Source organism: Nitratidesulfovibrio termitidis HI1 (assembly GCF_000504305.1).
Taxonomy (GTDB): domain Bacteria; phylum Desulfobacterota; class Desulfovibrionia; order Desulfovibrionales; family Desulfovibrionaceae; genus Cupidesulfovibrio; species Cupidesulfovibrio termitidis.
The window spans coordinates 1106496-1126944 of record NZ_KI632512.1 but is presented as its reverse complement, the minus strand read 5'-3'; the positions used below and the strand labels follow the sequence as shown (position 1 = coordinate 1126944).

General features: G+C 65.8%; 21 protein-coding genes. 7 read left to right on the top strand and 14 right to left on the bottom strand.

What is annotated here, in order from left to right; all coding sequences use genetic code 11:
* Positions 1-90: 90 nt before the first annotated feature.
* Positions 91-2340, bottom strand: a complete 2250-nt coding sequence (locus DESTE_RS04640; protein ID WP_156925271.1) for a Tex family protein — start codon at positions 2338-2340, stop codon at positions 91-93.
* Positions 2341-2449: 109 nt separating this feature from the next.
* On the opposite strand from DESTE_RS04640, the gene DESTE_RS04635 reads away from it, so the two are divergent.
* Positions 2450-2686, top strand: coding sequence for a hypothetical protein (locus DESTE_RS04635; protein WP_012612017.1), 237 nt, complete (start codon positions 2450-2452; stop codon positions 2684-2686).
* Between the two features lie 239 nt (positions 2687-2925).
* Here the strand turns inward: DESTE_RS04635 and DESTE_RS04630 are convergent, their stop codons facing one another.
* On the bottom strand, positions 2926-3399 hold the full coding sequence (locus DESTE_RS04630) for a hypothetical protein (RefSeq protein ID WP_035065519.1): 474 nt from the start codon (positions 3397-3399) through the stop codon (positions 2926-2928).
* A 363-nt stretch (positions 3400-3762) separates the two neighbouring features.
* Entirely contained in the window at positions 3763-4275 is a 513-nt protein-coding gene (gene tpx / locus DESTE_RS04625) for a thiol peroxidase (RefSeq protein WP_035065516.1), read from the bottom strand.
* Positions 4276-4373: 98 nt separating this feature from the next.
* Between tpx and DESTE_RS17890 the strand changes: the two genes are divergently transcribed.
* The 5 genes from DESTE_RS17890 (at position 4374) to DESTE_RS04605 (ending at position 10598) form a co-directional block, all read left to right on the top strand.
* A complete protein-coding gene (locus DESTE_RS17890) occupies positions 4374-4637 on the top strand; it encodes a hypothetical protein (RefSeq protein WP_156925270.1) in 264 nt (87 codons plus the stop codon).
* A gap of 60 nt (positions 4638-4697) precedes the next feature.
* The gene (locus DESTE_RS04620; RefSeq protein WP_035065512.1) at positions 4698-5906 is read left to right on the top strand and encodes an ammonium transporter; all 1209 of its coding nucleotides are present in this window, start codon (positions 4698-4700) and stop codon (positions 5904-5906) included.
* Between the two features lie 84 nt (positions 5907-5990).
* Positions 5991-6329, top strand: coding sequence for a P-II family nitrogen regulator (locus DESTE_RS04615; RefSeq protein WP_035069722.1), 339 nt, complete (start codon positions 5991-5993; stop codon positions 6327-6329).
* Positions 6330-6418: 89 nt separating this feature from the next.
* The gene (locus DESTE_RS04610) at positions 6419-9331 is read left to right on the top strand and encodes a bifunctional uridylyltransferase/uridylyl-removing protein GlnD (protein ID WP_035065509.1); all 2913 of its coding nucleotides are present in this window, start codon (positions 6419-6421) and stop codon (positions 9329-9331) included.
* Positions 9332-9728: 397 nt separating this feature from the next.
* Positions 9729-10598, top strand: a complete 870-nt coding sequence (locus DESTE_RS04605; protein WP_245590728.1) for a hypothetical protein — start codon at positions 9729-9731, stop codon at positions 10596-10598.
* A gap of 303 nt (positions 10599-10901) precedes the next feature.
* On the opposite strand, the gene DESTE_RS04600 is transcribed toward DESTE_RS04605, so the two are convergent.
* The 5 genes from DESTE_RS04600 to DESTE_RS04580 form a co-directional block, all read right to left on the bottom strand.
* Positions 10902-11648, bottom strand: a complete 747-nt coding sequence (locus DESTE_RS04600) for an amino acid ABC transporter ATP-binding protein (RefSeq protein ID WP_035065503.1) — start codon at positions 11646-11648, stop codon at positions 10902-10904.
* A complete protein-coding gene (locus DESTE_RS04595; RefSeq protein ID WP_035065499.1) occupies positions 11635-12426 on the bottom strand; it encodes an amino acid ABC transporter permease in 792 nt (263 codons plus the stop codon). Before DESTE_RS04595 ends, DESTE_RS04600 begins: the two co-directional genes overlap by 14 nt.
* An 89-nt stretch (positions 12427-12515) precedes the next feature.
* Positions 12516-13256, bottom strand: coding sequence for a basic amino acid ABC transporter substrate-binding protein (locus DESTE_RS04590; RefSeq protein ID WP_035065496.1), 741 nt, complete (start codon positions 13254-13256; stop codon positions 12516-12518).
* A gap of 319 nt (positions 13257-13575) precedes the next feature.
* Positions 13576-14181 carry a LysO family transporter gene (locus DESTE_RS04585; RefSeq protein ID WP_035065494.1) on the bottom strand — a complete coding sequence of 202 codons (606 nt, stop codon included), beginning with the start codon at positions 14179-14181 and terminating at the stop codon, positions 13576-13578.
* Positions 14178-14546 (bottom strand): LysO family transporter, encoded by a 369-nt coding sequence (locus DESTE_RS04580; RefSeq protein ID WP_245590727.1) that lies wholly within the window; start codon positions 14544-14546, stop codon positions 14178-14180. Before DESTE_RS04580 ends, DESTE_RS04585 begins: the two co-directional genes overlap by 4 nt.
* Positions 14547-15021: 475 nt before the next feature.
* On the opposite strand from DESTE_RS04580, the gene DESTE_RS04575 reads away from it, so the two are divergent.
* The gene (locus DESTE_RS04575) at positions 15022-15339 is read left to right on the top strand and encodes a cupin domain-containing protein (protein WP_035065491.1); all 318 of its coding nucleotides are present in this window, start codon (positions 15022-15024) and stop codon (positions 15337-15339) included.
* A gap of 314 nt (positions 15340-15653) precedes the next feature.
* On the opposite strand, the gene DESTE_RS04570 is transcribed toward DESTE_RS04575, so the two are convergent.
* The 6 genes from DESTE_RS04570 to DESTE_RS04545 form a co-directional block, all read right to left on the bottom strand.
* A complete protein-coding gene (locus DESTE_RS04570; protein WP_035065489.1) occupies positions 15654-16433 on the bottom strand; it encodes an MlaA family lipoprotein in 780 nt (259 codons plus the stop codon).
* A gap of 40 nt (positions 16434-16473) precedes the next feature.
* Positions 16474-17199 carry a Tgt2/MlaC family protein gene (locus tag DESTE_RS04565; protein ID WP_051384314.1) on the bottom strand — a complete coding sequence of 242 codons (726 nt, stop codon included), beginning with the start codon at positions 17197-17199 and terminating at the stop codon, positions 16474-16476.
* A gap of 2 nt (positions 17200-17201) precedes the next feature.
* Entirely contained in the window at positions 17202-17648 is a 447-nt protein-coding gene (gene mlaD, locus DESTE_RS04560) for an outer membrane lipid asymmetry maintenance protein MlaD (protein WP_035065486.1), read from the bottom strand.
* An 87-nt stretch (positions 17649-17735) separates the two neighbouring features.
* Positions 17736-18557, bottom strand: coding sequence for an ABC transporter ATP-binding protein (locus DESTE_RS04555; RefSeq protein WP_035065483.1), 822 nt, complete (start codon positions 18555-18557; stop codon positions 17736-17738).
* A gap of 12 nt (positions 18558-18569) precedes the next feature.
* A complete protein-coding gene (locus tag DESTE_RS04550; protein WP_035065480.1) occupies positions 18570-19373 on the bottom strand; it encodes an MlaE family ABC transporter permease in 804 nt (267 codons plus the stop codon).
* Between the two features lie 157 nt (positions 19374-19530).
* Positions 19531-20427, bottom strand: a complete 897-nt coding sequence (locus tag DESTE_RS04545) for an SPOR domain-containing protein (protein WP_035065477.1) — start codon at positions 20425-20427, stop codon at positions 19531-19533.
* Positions 20428-20449 lie beyond the last annotated feature (22 nt).

Sequence of the window (20449 nt, the reverse complement as noted above, 5' to 3'; positions counted from 1 at the left end):
ATCCATCGTGCGGGCGCTTTTGCTTGCAGTCCGATGTTCCCGTTGGCGTGATTTTTGTCGACCGCGTCGAGGCGCGCGCCGTTTCGGGGGCTACTGCTGGTCCACGCCCTTCATGGCCAGACTCACCCTGCCGCGCGCCCTGTCCACCTCCAGCACCCGCACCCGCACGGTGCGGCCCGGGGCCACCACCTCTGACGGGTCGCGCACGAAGCGGTCGGACAGCTGGCTGACATGCACCAGCCCGTCGCGGTGCACCCCCACGTCCACGAACGCACCGAAGGCGGTGACGTTGGTGACTATGCCCGGCAGCACCATGCCCGGTTCCAGGTCGTCGGGCGAATGCACCCCCTCGGCAAAGCGGAACGGGGTGAAGGAAGGGCGCGGGTCGCGCCCCGGCCTTGCCAGTTCGGCCAGGATGTCGGTGAGCGTGGGCAGGCCCACCCCATCGGCAACATACTGCTCGGGGCGGATGCGCCCGCGCAGGTCGTCGCGGCGCAGCAGGTCGGCCAGGGCGCAACCAAGGTCCGCCGCCATGCGCGCCACAAGGGCGTAGCGTTCCGGGTGCACCGCGCTGGCGTCCAGCGGGTTGTCGCCACGCACGCGCAGAAAGCCCGCCGCCTGTTCGAAGGCCTTTGGGCCAAGGCGCGGCACCTTCAGCAGGTCCTTGCGGCTGCGGAAGGGGCCGTTCTCCGCCCGGTGGGCCACGATGTTGCGGGCCAGCACCGGGCCGATGCCGGAAACATGGGCCAGCAGTTCCGGGCTGGCGGTATTGGCGTCGACACCCACGGCGTTGACGCACGAGGCCACCACCTCGTCCAGGGAGCGGCGCAGGGCAGCCTGGTCCACGTCGTGCTGGTACTGCCCAACGCCCAGCGAGCGCGGGTCTATCTTGACCAGTTCCGCCAGCGGGTCCATCAGCCGTCGCCCGATGGAAACGGCCCCGCGCACGGTCAGGTCGTGATCGGGAAATTCGCGGCGGGCCACGTCGGACGCGGAATACACCGAGGCCCCGGTTTCGTTCACCAGCACCACGTCCACCCCGGCGGGCAGGCCTGCCCCGCGCACGAAGGCTTCCGTCTCGCGCCCGGCCGTGCCGTTGCCAACGGCCACCACCTCGATGGCGTATCTGGCGCAGCAGTCGCGCAGGGTGCGCGCGGCGCGCTCCGCCCCGGTGTCCCCCGTCAGCGGATGGATGACCTCGTGATGCAGCAGGGTGCCCTGCGCGTCCAGGCAGACCAGTTTGGAGCCGGTGCGCCATCCGGGGTCCAGCGCCAGCATGCGGCGTCCCCCCAGCGGCGGGGCCATGATCAGTTCGCGCAGGTTGGCGGCGAACACCCCGATGGCCTGCGCTTCTGCACGTTCGCGCAGGGCGTTTCGCAGTTCGTTTTCCAGCGAGGGAGCCAGCAACCGCTTCCAGGCATCGGCATGGGCTGCTTCCACCTGTCCGGCCGCGGTTTCGGGGCGTGGGCTGGCGCCCAGGGCGGCAATGCCCGCCCGGCGATGCAGGGTGTCCAGAGCCTCACCGTCGTCAGGACGCACGGCCACGGACAGGAAGCCCTCGCGCTCGCCGCGCAGCATGGCCAGCAGCCGGTGCGAGGGCATGGCGGCGGCGCGTTCCTCGTGGCCGAACCAGTCGGCGTAGGTGGCGCCTTCCGCTTCCTTGCCGGGCACGGCCCTGGCGCGCAGCACGGCGCGCCGCACGAACAGGTCGCGCAGGGCGCCGCGCAGGAGAGCGGACTCCGCGCAGTTTTCGGCCAGGATGTCGCGGGCCCCGGACAGGGCGGCCTGCACGTCGGGCACGGCCAGTTCCGGGTCCGTGCTGTCCAGTGCGGCATGGGGTGTGACGTAGGATGCAGCCAGCGCAAGGGCGTCCGCCGTGGGACGCGCCGTGCGCAAGGCCTCGGCCAGCGGGGCCAGACCGCGCTTGCGGGCCTTTTCCGCGCGGGTGACGCGCTTGGGCCGGTAGGGCAGGTACACGTCCTCCAGCGCGGTAAGCGTGGACGCCCCCGCCACGGCCTTGGACAGTTGCGGGGTAAGCAACCCGCGCTCTTCCAGCGACGCCAGCACGGCAGCCCTTCGCTTGTCCAGTTCGCGCGCCTTTTCCAGCGCGTCGCGCACGGCGGCCACCTGCACCTCGTCCAGGCTGCCGGTGGCTTCCTTGCGGTAACGGGCGATGAACGGGATGGTGGCCCCTTCGTCCAGCAGGGCCATGACGGCGGATACGCCGGGCGTCGGCAGGGACAGCGCGGCTGCCAGGGCCGCCGGTGCTGCGGAGATCGGCGCGGCTGTGGGGACGGGGGCGGCGGTGGCTGTGGCGGTGGCCTGAAGTTCTGGCGTCACGGGATATTCCTGTTGTTGTCCGGTGGCGGACGATGTAAGTGTGTGATTACGTCAGTGGATTGGTATTCTGTCACAGTCCTGCCATCCGCAACCGTGAAGGAGGCCTGCCATGAGCCATACCGAAGCCGATCTGCCCGCCGTCATCCACGAGGCGGAGTTCGTCATCCTGGCCGACGGAACCCAGGTGCGCTACGAGGAAAGCGGCGGCGCGCGCGACGTGTTCGTCAACGACGAATGGACCGCCCGCTCCACCCTGTTTCCCGGTTCGGACTACTGTCTGGAAACGGGAGGATGCACCTACCTGCTGACCGCCACCGACGACGGGCTCAAGGTCGAAAAGCAGTAGCCAGCCCGGTGTCCGGCGGGCGGCCGGAAAATTGCGGGGCCGCGCATGTGCGCGGCCCTTGGCGTTTGCGGTGCCGGTTCCCGGTACCGGCAGGGGTGCCGGTTCGTTGTGCCGGTTGCGCAAGTCTGGCGGCCCGTGCATGGACGGCGAAAACCGCCGGTGCGCGCGTCTACCTGGGCATCTGCGGCCAGGCGGCTGCGGCCGGGCAGCTGCGGTCAGACGGCTCGGGCCTGTCCCGCTTACTGGGTCGGCCCCTGCCCGCGCGCGGTAAGCCGGGCCCGCAGGTATGCGCCCAGCAGGGCGCCCGCGTCGCCCGGATCGTCTTCACCGCCCTGCACGATGCCAAGGGCGTGCAGGTCTTCCGCCACCTGGCGTTCCATCTTTTCCGATTCCATGAACATCACGTAAACCAGCGCGATGGTGGCATCGTTGTCTTCGCTGCCGTCGCACAGGGCCGCCACGTGTTCGTGGGGCACGGTTTCCTGCAAACGGTCCACGAACATGGAGGCCCACTTGTCGTACAGCGATTCGGGCAACCGGGGCACCATGGCCGACAGCACCCGCGCGCCCCGGTCGTCCATGTCGGGTAGGGTCACGGCCAGGAATTCCTCCAGGGCCTCGGTGCGGCGCCCGGCGTCGCGCGAGAGGTGGCGCAGCACCGTGGCGACAAGGTGGGCGCGGGCCTGGTCTGGCCCAAGGGGGGATGCGGACATGGGCAACTCCTGCGGCGTGGTGATATCCGTCCTGTGTCGTGCACGGCCCGCGCGCAACATGGAAGGCGAGCGAGGCATGACGAAAGTGCGCAGCCTAGCCCAGGCCGGGCCGCCGTGCAAGGTTGGCGGAGTGGCAGGGCCGATGCGCGTGCGACGGGCAGGGGATATCCCGGCGGAAGAGCCCGGCGGGGGGCAATGAAAGAACAATGCGGTTTCGCGTGGGCGAAACCGCATTGTCATTTTCGTAAAACAGCCGATCGTCGCGCGTTCCGCGTTCATCCGCGTTCATCTGTGTTCATCTGCGTTCATCTGCGCGCGGATTCCGGGGGGACGCCCGTCGACGGTGCGCCATGTGGCCAAAGGCTACAGGGCGGCCTTCACTGCGGCCAGGGCGGCCTCGTAGTTGGGTTCGTGGCTCACTTCGGGCACGGTTTCGGTGTAGGTGACCGTTCCGGATCGGTCCACCACGAAGATGGCGCGGGTCAGCAGGCGCAGTTCCTTGATCACCACGCCATAGGCGTTGCCGAAGGACAGGTCGCGGTGGTCGGACAGGGTTTCCAGCGCGTCCACCCCGGCGGCGCCGCACCAGCGGGCCTGGGCGAACGGCAGGTCGCAGCTGATGGTCAGGATGCGCACGTCCGCGCCCAGGCGGGTGGCTTCCTGATTGAAGCGTCGGGTTTCCATGTCGCATACGCCGGTGTCCAGCGAGGGCACGGCGGAGATGAGCAGCACCTTGCCCGCGTAATCGGCCAGGGAGCGCGGGGAGAGGTCGTTGGCCAGTGCGGAGAAGCCGGGGGCCTTGTCGCCCTTGGCCACCGGGGTGCCGGTGAGGGTGAGGGGGGTGCCCCTGAAGGTGATTATGCCGGTACGGTCCATGGTATCCGCCTCCTGCGGAAGGTGGTTCAAACGCTACGCCTCGCGGAAACGAGGAGCCTTGGCGGTGTTCAGCGCCCCGTTTTGCGGGGCGGAGGCTCGTGCCCTGGCACCTGCGGCAGGTGGTGGCACGGCGGTTCGCAAATCCATACCACAATGGCTGCGGCATGCAAACCGGGACGGGTATTTTTTTTAATACATGCTGCAAAAATGTCTATTTTTACAAAAAAGGTATCGAAAGCGTTTTTCGTGTAACCAAAATGGAAAAATCCAGCACGGCTTGGTGCGCGCAATGTGGCGAATTCATTGGGAACGACCTTTTTGTAGCAAATGGCACGCTCCTTGCCTTACCAGTGCATCGTTAGGGTTCGACCCTGCCGTTCGGTCCGGCCGGGGATGTACGTCAACATTTTTTGGAGGTTCACATGAACGCGGCGGATACCGCCTTCATCCTGGTCTGCAGCGCTTTGGTCATGTTCATGACCCCGGGGCTTGCCCTGTTTTACGGGGGGCTCGTGCGCGCGCGCAACGTGCTTTCCACCACCATGCACAGTTTCATTCTTTTGGGTGTGGCCAGCATCGTCTGGGCGGTCATCGGCTACACGCTGGCGTTCGGTCCCGACATCGGCGGGGTCATCGGCGGGCTTGATTTCGCCTTCCTGAATGGCGTGGGCATGGAACCCAGCGAGTCGGTCGGCAATATTCCTCATCTGCTGTTCATGGCCTTCCAGTGCATGTTCGCGGTGATCACCCCGGCCCTTATTTCCGGCGCGTACGCCGAGCGCATCCGCTTTCGCGCCATGCTGCTGTTTTCCGTGCTGTGGCTGATCGTGGTCTACGCCCCCATGGCCCACTGGGTGTGGGGCGGCGGCTGGATGTTCGGCATCGGCGCGCTTGACTTCGCCGGTGGCGCCGTGGTGCACATGAGCTCCGCCGCTGCCGCCCTGGCCGCCGCCCACGTGCTGGGCCGCCGCCACGGGTACGGCCGCGAGCCCTTCGTGCCGCACAACCTGCCCATGACCGTGCTTGGCGCGGGCATCCTGTGGTTCGGCTGGTTCGGCTTCAACGCGGGCAGCGCCCTGGCCGCCAACGGCCTTGCCGCCAACGCCTTCGTCACCACGCACCTGTGCACCGCCGCCGCCGCCGTAAGCTGGGTGGCCGCCGAATGGCTGCACAGCGGCAAGCCCACCACCCTGGGCGCCGCTTCCGGCGCCGTGGCAGGCCTTGTGGTCATCACTCCGGCCGCCGGGTTCGTGGCCCCCATGCCCGCCATCATCATGGGCCTCATCGGCGGCGCCCTGTGCTACGGCGGCGTGCTGATGAAGCATGCCTTCAAGTACGACGACGCCCTGGACGTGGTGGGCGTGCACGGGGTGGGCGGCACCTTCGGCGCCCTGGCCACCGGCATCTTTGCCTCCAGTGCCGTGAACACCGCCTCCGGCCTGCTCTACGGCAACCCCTCGCAGCTCTGGATCCAGTTCATCTCCGTGGTCGCCACCTGGCTGTTCTGCTACGTGGCCAGCCGCATCCTGTTCCATGTGGTTGACGCCCTGGTCGGCCTGCGTGCGGATACGGAATCGGAGGTCGCGGGCCTCGACGTCAGCGAGCACAACGAAGCGGGCTACCAGCTCTAGGCTTGCCGCTGCCGCCGTTGTCGCCTACAAGGCGGAAGGGGTTATCCCTTCCCTGAACACGAACCGAGCTTCAGGATGGACATCATGAAGAAACTTGAGATCATCATCCGCCCGTTCAAGCTGGACGAGGTCAAGGAAACGCTGGCCAGCCTGGACGTGAAGGGCATGACCGTCACGGAAGTAAAGGGCTTCGGCCGTCAGCGCGGCCACAAGGAAGTGTACCGCGGCGCCGAATACCAGGTGGACTTCATGCCCAAGGTCAAGATCGAAGTCGTCGTTGACGATGCGCAGGTGAAGCCGCTGGTCGATGCGGTGGTCAAGGCCGCCCGCACCGGCAAGGTGGGCGACGGCAAGATCTTCATCTCGCCCGTAGAGGACGTGCTGCGCATCCGTACCGGTGAAACCGGCGTGGAAGCCATCTAGCCTCCGCATACCGCAATCCGTGGGCGGCGCCTCGGCAACGAGCGGGGCGCCGCCCGTTCATACCCCCTTCACCCTTCACCACCCACTCCATGATGCAGGCACACGGGCCATCTTCCTCCGCTCCCGCCGGTAGCTCCGGCACGCCGCGCGACGCCGCCACGGTCCTGCGCGAAGGGCGCGCCGCCCTGCTCGAACGCCTGGATGCCTCCCTCTCCCCCCCGGACGCGGCACCGCAGGAAAATGCCTGTGCCTCCGGTTCCGGCGTCGTCCGTCCCGATGCCCGTTGCCGTGACACCGCGCCCGCTCCCACGGGCGCATCGCGTTTCGAGCGGGCCTACAGCCGCCTGCTGGACGACTATTTTCGCCTGCGCTTCGCAGAGCTGCGCGGCGGGCACGACAAGGTGGCCCTGGTGGCCGTGGGGGGCTATGGCCGCGAGGAACTGTGCCTGGGATCGGACATCGACATCCTGATCCTGTGTGGGCGCTCCATCCCGCCGCAGGCCATCGACCTGGCCCAACCGCTGTTTCTGCCCCTGTGGGACGCGGGCTACACCCTGGGGCACGGGTTCCGCACCATCGGCGACTGCGTCAAGCTGGCCGCCAAGGATCACAAGGTGCTGGCCAGCCTGCTGGACGCGCGGCTGCTCACCGGCAACGAGGCCCTGTTCCGCGAGATGGTGGACCGCCTGAACGACAAGGTGCTGCCGCGTCGGGGGGCCGCGTTCCTGTCCTGGAACGACGAGGAACACGAGCGCAGGCGTGCCGCGCATGGCGATGGGGCCGTGCTGCTGGAACCCAACCTGAAGGAAGGGCTGGGCGGCCTGCGCGACTACCACCGCATCCTGTGGCTGGGCCGCATCCGCAACGAGGCTGGCACCGTGGAGGAAATCCTGGCCCAGGCCGGGTTCTCCGCGTCCGATGCCGCCCTGCTGCGCGAAAGCGTGGGATTTCTGCACGACGTGCGCAACCTGCTGCACCATCTTTCGCGCCGCAAGAACGACCAGTTGTTCCTGGACCTGCAACCGGAAATCGCCGCGCGCCTCGGCTTTCACGAATGCGGCAACCTGCTGGCCGTGGAATGCTTTCTGGGCCGCCTGCACCGGTGCATGTCGCATATCAAGGCCCTGTCCGCCGCCTTCCGGGGCACCCCCGGCGGTCCGGTGCACCCCGACCAGCCCTGCCCGGAAGTGGAAGGCCCCGTGGTCATGGCGGGCGGCACGCTGCACATCTGCCTGCCCGATCCGGTCGCCGTAACCCCGGCGCTGGCCCTTTCCGCCTTCGTGCGCGCCGCCGAATGGCCCGGTCCCGAAGCCCCCGCCCCCGACTGGAACACCCGCAAGGCCATGGAGCAGGCCTTGCAACAGGCCCTGTCGGGTGAGGAGGGCGCCCTTTCCGGTGCCGAGGTAGGCGCGGCGCTGATGCGCATCCTGGGGTCCGGCAAGGCGTTTCCGGTGCTCGGACACATGGACGAGACGGGCCTTTTGCCCGCCATTCTGCCTGCCTATGCAGAAGCGCGCGACAGGGTGCAGTTTGACGGGTTCCACACCTATCCCGTGGGCATGCACACCCTGTTCGTGATCCGCCAACTGGAATCGCTGGCCAGCGAGGACGTTGAGCCGTTTTCCGGCTTCTGGCGCGGCGGCTGCCTGAGCGTGCCGGGTGCCCGGTCCGACACGGGCGAAGATTCCGTCACCATGCCCGCGTACCCGTCCGGCCAGGATGCGGATGCCGCGCGCGACCGGCTGTGTCTGCTGCTGGCCGCGCTGCTGCACGACCTTGGCAAGGGCGGGGCCGACGCCTCGCACCATTCCGAGGTGGGGGCCGAAATGGCCATGCGCCTGCTGGCCGAGTGGGGCGCGCCGCCCGAGATCATCGACGACGTGGTCTTTCTGGTGTTGCACCACCTGTTGCTCATCCGCACCGCCCAGCGCCGCGACCTCAACGACGAATCGGTGGTGGCCCAGTGCGCGGGCACCGTGGGCAGCCTGCGCCGCCTGAACATGCTCTATCTGCTCACCCATGCCGATTCCATGGCCACCGGCCACAAGGCGTGGAACCGCTGGACCGCCAGCCTGCTGTACGAACTGCACGGCAAGGTGGCCAACATGCTGCGCGACGGGCAGCTTGCGGGCACCCAGACCGCGCAGGCCATCGTGCGCACGCGTGACCTGGTGCGGGCACAGGTGCGCGAGCGGCAGTCCGCGTTGCACTACACGCCGGAAACAGCGGGGCTGTATCTGGACGCCATGCCCTCGCGCTATCTGCTGGCCATGCCGCCGGAAGACATCGTGCGGCACATGTCGCTGGTCTACCAGTTGAACCGCGACGTGGCCGAATCGCGCCGCCGCCTGCCCGAGGACCGGGCCGAGCGGGGCGTGGTGGTGCTGGAGGGCAGGCCGCTGCACGGCGGGCGCGACAGCGAGCTGTGGGAGGTGCTGGTGGCCGCGCGCGACCAGTCCGGGCTGTTCGCCACCATTGCGGGCGTGCTTTCGCTGCACGGGCTGAACGTGTTCGGGGCCGATGCCTATGTGTGGAGCGACGGCACCGTGCTGGACATCTTTCACGTCACCGCGCCGCCGGACCCGCTGTATGCCAGGGATTTCTGGGGCAAGGTGCGCGGGGCCATCCACTTCGCGCTGACGGGCAAGCTGTCGCTGGACTACCGGCTGGAGCAGGCCAGGACCTCCAATGCGCTGAAGCACAAGGTGCCCACGGTGCTGCTGGATGCGGTGCGCCGTCCGCCGGAGGTGCGCATCGACAACGAGTTGTCGGATTTCCACACCGTGGTCGAGGTGTTTGCCCCGGACCGGCCCGCGTTGCTGTATGATGTCGCGCGGGTGTTGCAGGCGTTGCAACTGGATATCCTGTTTGCCAAGATTGCGACCCTCGGCAACCGCACGTCGGACAGTTTTTCGGTGCGTACGGTGTATGGTCAGAAGATTACCGACGAGCAGCAGATGGACGAGGTGCGCGCGGCCCTGCTGCACGTGGTGTCGCAGTAAGGGCTGCGGTTCTTCCTGCGGTGCGTCGTGCTGCGGGGGAATCCGCCTGCGGTCTCTTCGTTTTTTATCAGCCTCCGGCGGGCAGGGGGCAAGGCCCCCCTGCTCCCAGACTGCTGACAAACCTAAATTCTTGCGGGGGAGGGGCCCTTTTGAAAAAGGGTCTCCTCCCCCGTACCCCCTCCCCCAAAAACTTTCATTTGTATTTCCTGGACATTACGAGATCACAAAGCATGGGGTTCCAAGGGGCGGTAGCCGCGTTGCGATCGCCATCCGTAAGGCTCGCAAGCTCGCCTAACGGCTGCCGTCCTTGGCCGCCGGAGGCGTCCAAAAGCAGGCTTTGTCAACAACCTGGGGCAGGGGGCAAGGCCCCCCTGCTCCCCCGTTTCGTGCGTTCCGGATGCCTGCGCATCCCTTGGGAACGCACGTTTTTTTTGCTATCCACCTTGGGCGGCGCGATGCGGCGGGGCAGGGCGGAAAGGAAAGCCCGTTGCGTGGCAATGGTCAGGCGCGCGTGGCGCGATCGGGGCACGGCAATGGCGGGCGTATCGGATACGGCAGGGAAGGCCGACCCGTTGGCCCGGCAGGTTTTCTCATGGTACACGGAGGCAGCATGTTCGAGCGGTATGCCGCGCAGGTGGACGAGTGGCGCGACATTCATTCCGGGGTGGATTTCATCAACAGCCGCAGGCAGGGCGAGGCCGAGGCGCGTGCGTTGCTGGATGCGGCCTTCGGGCGGGGCGGCAGCGGTTCCATGTCCGCCGCCGACTTCCGGGCCCTGTGCAGGGCCGTCAACCGCGAATGCATCGAGGGCAGCGTGCCCAAGCGCATCACCTGCACCCGTTTCGGGGCGGGGTACCCCTCGCTGTCGAGCCGTGCCGCGAACATGGCGGATGTCTTGCCTTGGCTGGCTGCTTTGTGGGCATTGCCGCCCGGCCCTGATCTGCACGAAGCTTTTCGTTTGCATGATGTGCACCGCCCGTCAGGGGTAGGAATTTTCGGGCTGTCGTTGCTCCTGTACCTGAAGTCCGGTTCGGTTGCCGACGCGGATGATGCTTCATTCTGCCTGCCCTGTACCCCGGCCCTGTGGCGTGGGCTGGGTTTCCTGAAAGGGGATTCGGTCAAAAAGTACGCCACACCGCGCGGCTGTGCTGACTACCGGATGTTTCTGCTCCACGCCCACGCCCTACGCGAGCGGTTCTGTCTGCTGCCGTTGGAGGTGGACTATATCCTGTCGCAAGGGGAGAGGTTGCGCATCTTCACGAGCTGAACTCACTCAGGCAGAGAGTCCGGAACATGCCGTCTGACGACGTGTCTGCTTCTGCCCGGCGGTATGTTTTGGTATGCGGGTGATTTTCCATGTAGCGGCGCAGTATTTCTGATCGGAACGTGGAAGCTGTCTTTTCCTGAACCTGTGATGCAGATGGGGTCCCGAGGAATATTAGGAAAGGGGTCCAGGGGGCGTGCCCCCTGGCCGCCGGAGGCATCCTTTTACCCCACACGCAAAAACGGGCCGCCCCAGATGGAGCGGCCCGTATGCATTCGTCGTACAGTCTGCGGCGCGTTGGGCACGCTACAGGATCTGGTTCAGGAACTTCTGCAGGCGCGGGTGCTTGGGCGCGCTGAAGAACTCCTGCGGCGCGTTTTCTTCCAGCACCTGGCCGTGGTCCATGAAGATGATGCGGTCGGCCACTTCACGGGCAAAGCCCATTTCGTGGGTCACGCAGACCATGGTCATGCCTTCGCGGGCCAGGGTGACCATGACGTCCAGCACTTCGCCGATCATTTCCGGGTCGAGTGCGCTGGTGGGTTCGTCGAACAGCATGATCTTGGGGTTCATGGCCAGGGCGCGGGCAATGGCCACGCGCTGCTGCTGCCCGCCAGAAAGCATGGCCGGGAACACGTTGGCCTTGTCGCTGATGCCCACCTTCTTCAGCAGTTCCAGCGCCCGGCTTTCTGCCTCGGCGCGCGGGGTCTTGCGCAGCCGCATGGGGGCCATGGTCAGGTTCTGCAGCACGGTCTTGTGCGGAAAGAGATTGAAGCTCTGGAAGACCATGCCCAGTTCCTGACGGATCTTGTTGATGTCGTTTTCGGGCGAGTTCACGTCCTGCCCGTCCACGACGATGGAGCCCTTGTCCACCGTTTCCAGTCGGTTGATGGAACGCAGCAGGGTGGATTTGCCCGAGCCGGACGGCCCGCAGATGACCACCTTTTCGCCGGGCATCACGTCCAGGCTGACGTCGTTGAGGGCCGTCAGCTCGCCGAAGAACTTCCACGCGTGGCTGATGCGGATGATGGGTTCGACGCTATCGGCGGTCATAGTAGTTCAACCTCGATTCCATGATGCTGACGCCCTTGGACAGGAACAGCGTGATCAACAGGTAGATGAGGGCAACCATGGTGTACGTCTCGAAGTACAGGAAGCTCTCCGAGGCGAATTCGCGCCCGCGCCGCAGGATGTCGGCAACGGCGATGATGGATACCAGCGAGGTGTCCTTCAGCATGGCGATGAATTCGTTGCCCACCGGCGGCAGGATGGTGCGCCACGCCTGCGGCAGGATGACCATGAACATGGTCTCCGCCCGGTTGAAGCCCAGCGAGCGGGCGGCTTCGGTCTGCCCCTTGGAAATGGAGTCGATGCCCGCGCGGAACACCTCGCCCATGTAGGCGCCGTAGCACACGCTGAGCGCGATGATGGCTGCCAAGAGGTCCGGCACCTTCAGGAACCGGCCAAGGGCGTAGTAGATGTAGAAAAGCTGCACCAGCAGGGGGATGCCCCGGACCACTTCCACGTAGGTGGAGGCCACAAGGTTGATCAGCCGGTTGCGCGACAGGCGGCCAAGCCCGGTGATGAGCCCGATGGGAATGGAGCACAGGATGGACAGCACGGTCACCTTGAAGGTGACGGCAATGCCGTCCGGCAGGAATTGCAGCAACCGCCAGTAGGGTTCGGGCCTGCTCGCACACAGGTAGACGAGCGCGGCCAGCGCGCCCACGAAGGAGATGGACCATGCGGTTACGATCCGCCGTTCCTTCGGGTCCGGTATGATCGCGCCGTCGGTGATGACGATGCGGACGTTCTGGGGTTCGTTGGTCATGGCGTCTCTGAGGCTTTGACGTTGAAAAACGGGGGACCGGCGTAATACCGCCAGCCCCCCATGGTGCGCAAGTATCTAGCCGGGCACGGCTAGCGGCCGATCCACTTTTCGCGGATCTGCTTGTCGATGCCCTTGGCCTTCACGGCGGCAATGCCCTTGTTCAGAAGGTCCAGGACTTCCTTGTTCCCCTTCTTCACGGCGATGCCGTAGAATTCCTTTTCCTGGGTTTCGATGACGAAGGCGATCTTCATCTTGGCGGCGTACTGTTCCTGCTGCAGGGCGTAGCTGGCGGCAACGGGATCGTCGCACACCACGCCGTCGATGCGGCCGTTGAACAGGTCTTCCATGGCCAGGCCGATTTCGTCGTACGACTTGGCGGTGACGCCGGCGGTCTTCTTGATGGTGAAGTAGCCGGTGGTGCTGATCTGGCCGCCAAGGGTCTTGCCCTTCATTTCGTCCAGCTTGGTGACGTTGGTGGTCTTGGGCACCACGAGCGCCTGGCGCACTTCGTAGTAGGGGGTGGTGAAGTCCATGGCGTTCTTGCGTTCGGCGGTGATGGACACCGAGGACACGATGGCGTCGTAGCTGCCGGATTCGAGCCCGGCGAAGATGCCGTCCCAGGCCACGTTCTTGTGCACGATCTTGAAGCCCGCTTCCTTGGCCATGGCGTCGGTGTAATCGACGGAGAAGCCGACGAGGTTCTTGTTCGCGTCAACGAATTCCATGGGCGGCCAGGTGGCGTCCTGGGCGACGACGATGGTCTTCTCGGCAAAGGCCACGTTGGCGGTGACCAGCAGGGCCGCAAGGGTGAGGACGATCTTCTTCAGCATCCCGGATTCTCCTCTGGACATGTGGTTGGTGTGACGGACGGACTCCCTTTTGTGGAGCATAAGTGAGCAGATTGTCAATGAATGAGTGAGAAAACGCCAGACCCTGGCGGTATGATTGACACAATTGTCACCACTTCGCAGGGGGGCGGAGAGAGGGACGCTTCGCAGAACAGGGTTGCGGGGCCGCAGATGAAGTGGGCAGTGCCGAAAAAGGAGTGGTGAGAACCGGAGAGGAGGGAAAGGGACCGGGGGGCAAAGGCGTATGGAGGGGGCGGCAGCCTGTGCATGCCGCCCCGATGTGTGCCTGTTCGGGTGCCGCCTACATCCAGGTAAAGATGGCCGTCACCAGGATGGGCACGGCCACGGTAAGCACCATGCCGCTGAACACGGCGATGATGCCGTAACGCTCCCCGGCGTAGCGGGCGATGATAGGCAGGCTGGTGTCCATGCTGGTGGCCCCGCCCGCCATCACCGGGGCCAGTCCGCCGAACAGGCGTACCAGCAGCGGGGCGGAGAGCAGGGTGACCAGTTCGCGCGAGATGTTGGCGATAAGCGCCATGGAGCCAAGGGCCGCATCGCCCATTTTCGTTATCATGATGCTGGACAGGCTGTAGTAGCCAAAGCCCGCGCCCACGCCCAGCACGTCGCGCAGGGGCATGTCGCCCAGCAGGGCCCACGCCGCCAGCGAGCCGCCAAGGGTGCCGACGCCCACGAACAGCGGCACCAGCGCCACCTTCACGTGCAGTTCGCGCAGGATGCGGAACGAGCGGGTATCGAACCCGATGCCCATGCCCACCACGAACAGCAGCATGTACAGCGCCCACGAGGCCAGATCGCCCGCCTGGTCGGCACTGGGGATGATGTCCAGCCTGCCCAGCAGCACGCCGGACAGGAAGAAGCCGAGAATGATCAGGCTGCCCTTCATGGCCGGTCTCCCTCGGGGCGTCCCGTGGTCAGGGCTTCGGTGGCATCCGCGCCTTGGGGGGCCGGGCTGGCGACGCCGGGGCTGGGGCCGTCCAGCGCGCCGCGCAGCAGCACGTGTTGCAGCAGCCACCCGGCGGCCACGCTGCCCGCCAGCGACGCCATACTGATGACCACGGCCCGCAGGCCGATGTCGCCTGCCTTGGCCACCAGCGCGTCGTCCGAGCCCAACGACAGGCCCAGCAGGAAGAGCAGCGCGTAGATGGACCAGGTGGTCAGCCGGTCCACCGCACCGACAACGGCGGGGCGCGTGCGCAGCAGGTAGCCCGCGGGCACGCCCACGGCGATGCAGCCTATTTCGACGATCATGAAAACTGTCCTTGCGCGGCGCGCCGGGACACGCCGCCCGGGATACACCGTCATGATGCGCGGCAACGGGCCGCCGATTCAGGGAAAGGCCAGCGGTAGCCTGCCCGCACCGGGCTGTCAACCCGGAGTCCGGCGAGTAACGACGCGTAGGGCGGACAGGAACTGGTTGGGGTGGCAGGGGCGGACCGGGGCAGACCGGAACGGACCGGGGCAGACCGGAACGGACCGGGGCGGAAAGGGGCGGGCGAGTTGACGGCGGGGGTACGATCCGTCGGGCTGTGCGCAAAAAAAATCGAGAAAGAACTCCCGCCCGTGATGCGCGTCACGCATGGCCCGTACAGAATACCTATCTTGTGGGCGCGGAGGGAGGAAACACCCCCCCCCGCAACGGGACAACACCGGGCGCGTACCGCCGCCCGCGGCAAACCGCAGCGACAAAAACCAAGACGGCAACAAACCGTACAAGGAGACCATCATGCGCCACATCCGCCTCGACGACATGCGCACCTTCAAGGACGCCGGGTTCGCCATGAATCTGGTGCACGACTCGGAAAACTTCAAGATCATCAATTTCAACTTCAAGGCCGGGCAGGAACTGCCCGTGCACAGCCACGACATCGACGGCGAACTGGCCATCACCGTCATCGAGGGCGAGGGCGAATTCCTCGGCGCGGACGGCGCGGCCATCCCCGCGAAGCAGGGCGACATGCTGGTCTCGGAAATCCGCGTGCCCCACGGGGTGCGGGCCAGGACCGAGATGCGGGTTACCGTCGTTATCGCCCCTCCCATCTAGGGGCCGTTTCTAAATTGTCTTTTCGCCCGTTGGCATCCGACCCGAAGGGCGCGAAGCGTGCCCGTTAAGCGAGCTTGCGAGTTTTACGGGCATCGTGCGCAACGCGGTCAAACTTCGCCTGCCATGTCGGTCAAATACGATAAGAGTATATTCCCTCATGGCAGGCTCGTTTTCCTCGCCAACGAACGAAAATCCTAATTTAGAAACAGCCCCTATGGGCAAACAGCACACTGCTGGTAGCACCCCCCGACGACAAAGGGAGGCCCCATGGGGCCTCCCTTTGTCGTTCGCGGATTGAATTGGCGTCCGTCTGGCTACTTGGCCACCTTGGCGCGGCGCATCTGGATGTAGGCGTTGCGCACCGAGGTGTACGGCTCAACCGCGCTCTTGGTCACGGCTTCATAGCTGTCGATGGTCTCGTCCACCCTGTTGAATTCGCCGTAGGCGCGTGCCGAGAAATAGGTCAGGTCGTCGTCCACCATGTAGGCGAACGGTTCGGCCAGGTAGTCGCCCGCAAGGCCCACGCTGTCGCGCAGGGTGCTGGGGCCGATCAGCGGCCAGACGATGTAGAAGCCTTCGCCCGCGCCCCACACGCCGAGCGTCTGGCCAAAGTCTTCCTTGTCCGGCTCCACGATGGGCTTGTCCTTCTTGGCCACGTCGATGAACCCGGCCATGCCCACGGTGGAATTGATGATGAACCGGCCCATTTCCACGCCCGCCTCCCTGGGCTTGCCCTGCAACAGGCAGTTCAGGAAGCGGATGGGAAAGGCGAGGTTGTGGAAGAAGTTGCGCACGCCGCTGCGCAGTTCGTCCGGCGTCACCGCCACGTAGCCCTGATGCACCGGCTTGATGACCTTGAGTAGCAGCACGTCGTTGACGGCGAACCACATGCGGTTCCAGCCTTCCAGGGGGTCGGCCACCATGTCCTCGTTGCTGGTGTCGTAGTCGTCAAGGTCCCCAGCTACCGCGGGCGGGGCATGGGGCGTCCCTTCGTCGGGCATGTCGGCGCGCGCGGTCGCCGGGGGCAGCAGCAGGGCACAGGCAAGGCACGCCGTACACAGCGCGATGTTGATGCGGAACGAACCTGAGGCCATGGGCACTCCTCCGAAGGCGGATTCTTGTTCGTACGGCGGACTATTTGCCGGACTGCCCAGGCAGGCCCGATTGGCCCGATTGGGCGGGCTGTTTGCGCACTTCTTCGGCCTTGGCCCGCACCCGTTCGATGAGTTGGTCGGCGGTGCCCTTTTCCAGCAGATCCTGGAACTGGGTCCGGTAGTTCTTGACCATGCTCACGCCCTCGATGATCACGTCGTACACCACCCAGTTCCGCTGGCGGTTCTGGAGCATGCGGTAGGCCACGGGCACCTGTTTGTCCTTGATCACCACGGTGGTCTGCACCTCGACCTTGTCGCCCTTGCCGCTGACAAGTTCGCCGGTGAACAGCACCTGCTGGCCGCTGTAGCCGTCGAACTTTTCAAGGTAGGTGGCCCGCAGCAGCGAGGCAAACGCCTCGGCGAAGCGGTCCTGCTGGTCGGGGGTGAACGAGGGCCAGTTCATGCCCACGGTGCGGGCCGAGAATTCGCGAAAATCGAAGATGTGGCGGATTTCGTTCTCCACCTGGTCCATCAGGGCCGGACGCTGGGCGGGGTCGGTGTAGGCCGGCTGCTTCACGATGTCGAGAATGCGGTCCACCGAGGACTTCAGTGCCTCTCGGGCGGCTCCTGCGTTGTCCTGTGCGGCAAGGGCCGGGGCGGACCAGTAGAGCAGGGGGCAGAGCAGGCCGCAGAGCAGGGCGCGGGACAGGATTTTGACCAACGGCGTGGCACTCGGGGCGCCGCGTCGGATAGTGTGCTGGAACATGCCTAGACTCCTCCGAACACGTACTTGCTGATCAGCGATTCGATGTCGATGGCCGATTCGGTTTCCGTGATTTCGTCGCCTTCGCCAAGCTGTTCCGGAGAACCGCCGGGCGAAAGCTTGATGTACTTGTCGCCAATGAGGCCACTGGTCTTTACCGAGGCGATGACATCGTCGGTCAGGTGCACGCCTTCCTGCATGCGCAGGCTGACAACCGCCACCGGCTTGTCGGGAGACAGGGCGATGCCCGCCACGCGCCCCACGGGCACGCCCGCGATTTCCACCTCGGCGCCCACGCGCAGGCCGGTGATGGAGGTAAACCGGGCATGCACGGTGTAGCCCTTGTCGGACAAGAGTTCCATGCGCCCCAGCTTTATGGTGAGGTAGCCGACGCACAGCAGTCCGATAAGCACGAAGATGCCGACCGATGTTTCTCGCGAATACTTTTTCATGCTGCCCTTCCCGTATCCGTTGGGGGCTTTGGTTGACAGTCGTTCACCTGCCTGCCGACGCCGGCCATGCCGACACCGGGCAGGGCGTCAGCGGTCCAGCCAGGCGTCGAGGGCCTGCTGCACCTCCGGCGCCAGCGACACCTCGGCCCGCTGGTCCTCGTCGGCTCGCCGGTCCAGAAAGCTGCGCACGTACGGGTCGCTTGATGCGCGCAGCGCATCCACTGGCCCCGCGAAGGCCGCCGTGCCGTCGTACAGCATGAGCACGTAGTTGGCGATGGCGTCCAGGCTGCGCAGGTCGTGGCTGACCACAACGATGGTCATGCCGGGAAAATTGGCCCGCATGTCCAGCAGCAACTGGTCCATGCGCGCGGCGTTGACCGGGTCCAGGCCCGACGTGGGTTCATCGCACAGCAGGATGGGCGGGTCCATGACGATGGCCCGCGCCAGCCCCGCACGCTTGCGCATGCCGCCGGAAAGCTGGTTGGGGTAGTAGTCCGCGTAGTCGGCAAGGCCCACCAGGGCCAGCTTGTGCAGCACGATCTGGCGGATGGTGGCCCTGGGCAGGCCGGTATGCTCGCGCAGGGGCAGGGCCACGTTGTCGCCAAGGGTCAGCGAACCCAGCAGCGCGCCATCCTGAAACAGCACGCCCATGCGCCGCCGCACCTTGCGGAAGTCGCGCCCGGCAAGGGCAAACAGGTCGCGCCCGCCCACGGAAAGGGTGCCCGCCATGGGCCGTTGCAGGCCCAGCACGTGGCGCAGCAGGGTGGACTTGCCGCAGCCCGAGCCGCCGATGATCATGGAAATTTCGCCCGCGGGCAACAGCGCGTCCACGTCGCGCAGCACCACGTGGTCGCCGTAGCCTACCGCAAGGCCGTCAAGCCGTATGTCCCATCCGGAAGTCGCGCGCATGGTCGTGGTCTCTTACAGCAGGAACGAGGTCAGCGCGTAGTCGGCCACAAGCACGAACACGCACGAAAGGACCACGGCGGAGGTGGTGGAGTTGCTGACGCCTTCGGGCCCCACGCCGTCGCGGCGCATGTGGGTGAAATAGCCCTGATAGCAGCTTACCGTGGCCACGATGACCGCGAACAGCAGCGACTTCATGAAGCCGCCGGTGATGTCGGCCATCTCCACGCTGGTCTGGATGCGGTAGAAATACACGCCTTCGTTGATGCCCAGCAGGGTGACGCCGGTGACGTATCCGCCAAGGATGCCCACCACGTCGAACACCGCCGTCAGCAGCGGAAAGGAAATAAGCGAGGCGGCGATGCGCGGGGCCACCAGATAGGACATGGGGTTGATGTCCATGACGTCCAGCGCGTCGATCTGGTCGGTGATGCGCATGACCCCGATTTCGGCGGCCATGGACGACCCGGCCCGCCCGGTGACCATGATGGCCGTCAGCACCGGCCCCAGCTCGCGGATCAGCGAAAGGGCCACGGCTGCGCCCAGCAGCCCTTCGGACCCGAACTTGACCAGCGTGTAGTACCCTTGCAGGCCCAGCACCATGCCGGTGAATATCCCGATGAGCAGGATGACGAACAGCGACTTGGAGCCGATGACGAACACCTGGTTCAGTATCTTGGGAATCTGCTTGGGCGAGGCGAAGATGAGGCGCAGGCCGTCCGCCAGGAACAGGAACATGGCCCCCATCTCGCCCAGCAGGCGCAAGGTGGCCGCGCCAACGGCGGTGACGGGGGCGAGTATGCCGGGGCCTGTGCTCATGCTGTCCTCTTCCGGTGGCGCGATGCGCCCACGCTGGTGCCCGTGATTTCGGGCGGTTTGGGCAGTTTCGGGCCAGTGGGCGGAATGGGCCTGCCCGTTCCTGACGCCTCTACATCATTGCAAGGTAGTCCCGTCGCAACATGCCGTCAAGGCTGCCCTATCGGGAAACTGGCGTCTTGCTGCGCAGAATGACCTTGTCGATGCCGTGTTTGGCGAGCGCGGCGCGCAACTGGCGCGTGTCCTCGGGCGTGCCCCGGAACAGCGCGTTCAGGCGGTACCACGACACGCCGTTTTCCACCGAGGAATCCAGGCGCACCTTGATGCCGGATGCCTCCAGTTTGGTCTTCAGGGCGTTGGCGGGGGCCGCCGTCTTGTAAGCCGCCACCTGGTACACGTAGTCGAAGCGGTCGCCGTCGGCGGGCTTGGACTCCGCCGTCCTGGCGTCCTTCGCGTCCTTGGAATCGCGGGTGTCCTTCGACGCGGCGGCGGTGGTCGTCGCGGTTTTCCTGTCGTCCCTTTTGGCTTCCGGTTTGGCTTCGGCCTTCTGGGTCGTCTTGGAATCCGTCCTGGAATTCGCCTTGGTGTCGGCCCTGGCGGTTTTGACGTCCTTTTTCGTGTCCGTTTTCGGCTCGGGCTTCTGGTCCTTCCTGCCGTTCCTGGTCACGATTTCCGAGGCGTTCACCGCCACGCCCGCATTGCCGGAAACCGGGGCGGGCTTGGCGCGCAGGGAATCCATGAACTGGAGTTCTTCCGCCTTGATGACCCCGCCGGGCATGGGGATGGAGCCCCCTCCGGCAGTGGCGTTGACGGCGGGCTTGGGCATGATGCGGTCGATGCCCAGGCGTTCTTCCGGATTGTAGCCGCGCCCCACGATGACGCCGAGCAGGAATACCCAGCCGAAGCCGATGATGGCCACGATGCCCGCAGAAATGAGCGAGGGCAGGGTGACGTTGATGGTGTAGACGCCCTTCTTGCGCCCGCCATCCTTCGCCCCCTGGCCACCACGCCCGCCTTGCGCGCCTGGTCCGTTCTGCCCTTGTCTGGGTGCTGCCATGCCTTGTTCCCGCGCCAGCGCG

Excerpts from the sequence above, each read along its gene's own strand:
- DESTE_RS04635 (WP_012612017.1), top strand. The coding sequence starts at position 2,450 with ATGAGCCATACCGAAGCCGATCTGCCCGCCGTCATCCACGAGGCGGAG.
- DESTE_RS04630 (WP_035065519.1), bottom strand. The coding sequence starts at position 3,399 with ATGTCCGCATCCCCCCTTGGGCCAGACCAGGCCCGCGCCCACCTTGTC.
- tpx (WP_035065516.1), bottom strand. The coding sequence starts at position 4,275 with ATGGACCGTACCGGCATAATCACCTTCAGGGGCACCCCCCTCACCCTC.
- DESTE_RS04620 (WP_035065512.1), top strand. The coding sequence starts at position 4,698 with ATGAACGCGGCGGATACCGCCTTCATCCTGGTCTGCAGCGCTTTGGTC.
- DESTE_RS04615 (WP_035069722.1), top strand. The coding sequence starts at position 5,991 with ATGAAGAAACTTGAGATCATCATCCGCCCGTTCAAGCTGGACGAGGTC.
- DESTE_RS04610 (WP_035065509.1), top strand. The coding sequence starts at position 6,419 with ATGATGCAGGCACACGGGCCATCTTCCTCCGCTCCCGCCGGTAGCTCC.
- DESTE_RS04605 (WP_245590728.1), top strand. The coding sequence starts at position 9,729 with ATGCCTGCGCATCCCTTGGGAACGCACGTTTTTTTTGCTATCCACCTT.
- DESTE_RS04600 (WP_035065503.1), bottom strand. The coding sequence starts at position 11,648 with ATGACCGCCGATAGCGTCGAACCCATCATCCGCATCAGCCACGCGTGG.
- DESTE_RS04595 (WP_035065499.1), bottom strand. The coding sequence starts at position 12,426 with ATGACCAACGAACCCCAGAACGTCCGCATCGTCATCACCGACGGCGCG.
- DESTE_RS04590 (WP_035065496.1), bottom strand. The coding sequence starts at position 13,256 with ATGCTGAAGAAGATCGTCCTCACCCTTGCGGCCCTGCTGGTCACCGCC.
- DESTE_RS04585 (WP_035065494.1), bottom strand. The coding sequence starts at position 14,181 with ATGAAGGGCAGCCTGATCATTCTCGGCTTCTTCCTGTCCGGCGTGCTG.
- DESTE_RS04580 (WP_245590727.1), bottom strand. The coding sequence starts at position 14,546 with ATGATCGTCGAAATAGGCTGCATCGCCGTGGGCGTGCCCGCGGGCTAC.
- DESTE_RS04575 (WP_035065491.1), top strand. The coding sequence starts at position 15,022 with ATGCGCCACATCCGCCTCGACGACATGCGCACCTTCAAGGACGCCGGG.
- DESTE_RS04570 (WP_035065489.1), bottom strand. The coding sequence starts at position 16,433 with ATGGCCTCAGGTTCGTTCCGCATCAACATCGCGCTGTGTACGGCGTGC.
- DESTE_RS04565 (WP_051384314.1), bottom strand. The coding sequence starts at position 17,199 with ATGTTCCAGCACACTATCCGACGCGGCGCCCCGAGTGCCACGCCGTTG.
- mlaD (WP_035065486.1), bottom strand. The coding sequence starts at position 17,648 with ATGAAAAAGTATTCGCGAGAAACATCGGTCGGCATCTTCGTGCTTATC.
- DESTE_RS04555 (WP_035065483.1), bottom strand. The coding sequence starts at position 18,557 with ATGCGCGCGACTTCCGGATGGGACATACGGCTTGACGGCCTTGCGGTA.
- DESTE_RS04550 (WP_035065480.1), bottom strand. The coding sequence starts at position 19,373 with ATGAGCACAGGCCCCGGCATACTCGCCCCCGTCACCGCCGTTGGCGCG.
- DESTE_RS04545 (WP_035065477.1), bottom strand. The coding sequence starts at position 20,427 with ATGGCAGCACCCAGACAAGGGCAGAACGGACCAGGCGCGCAAGGCGGG.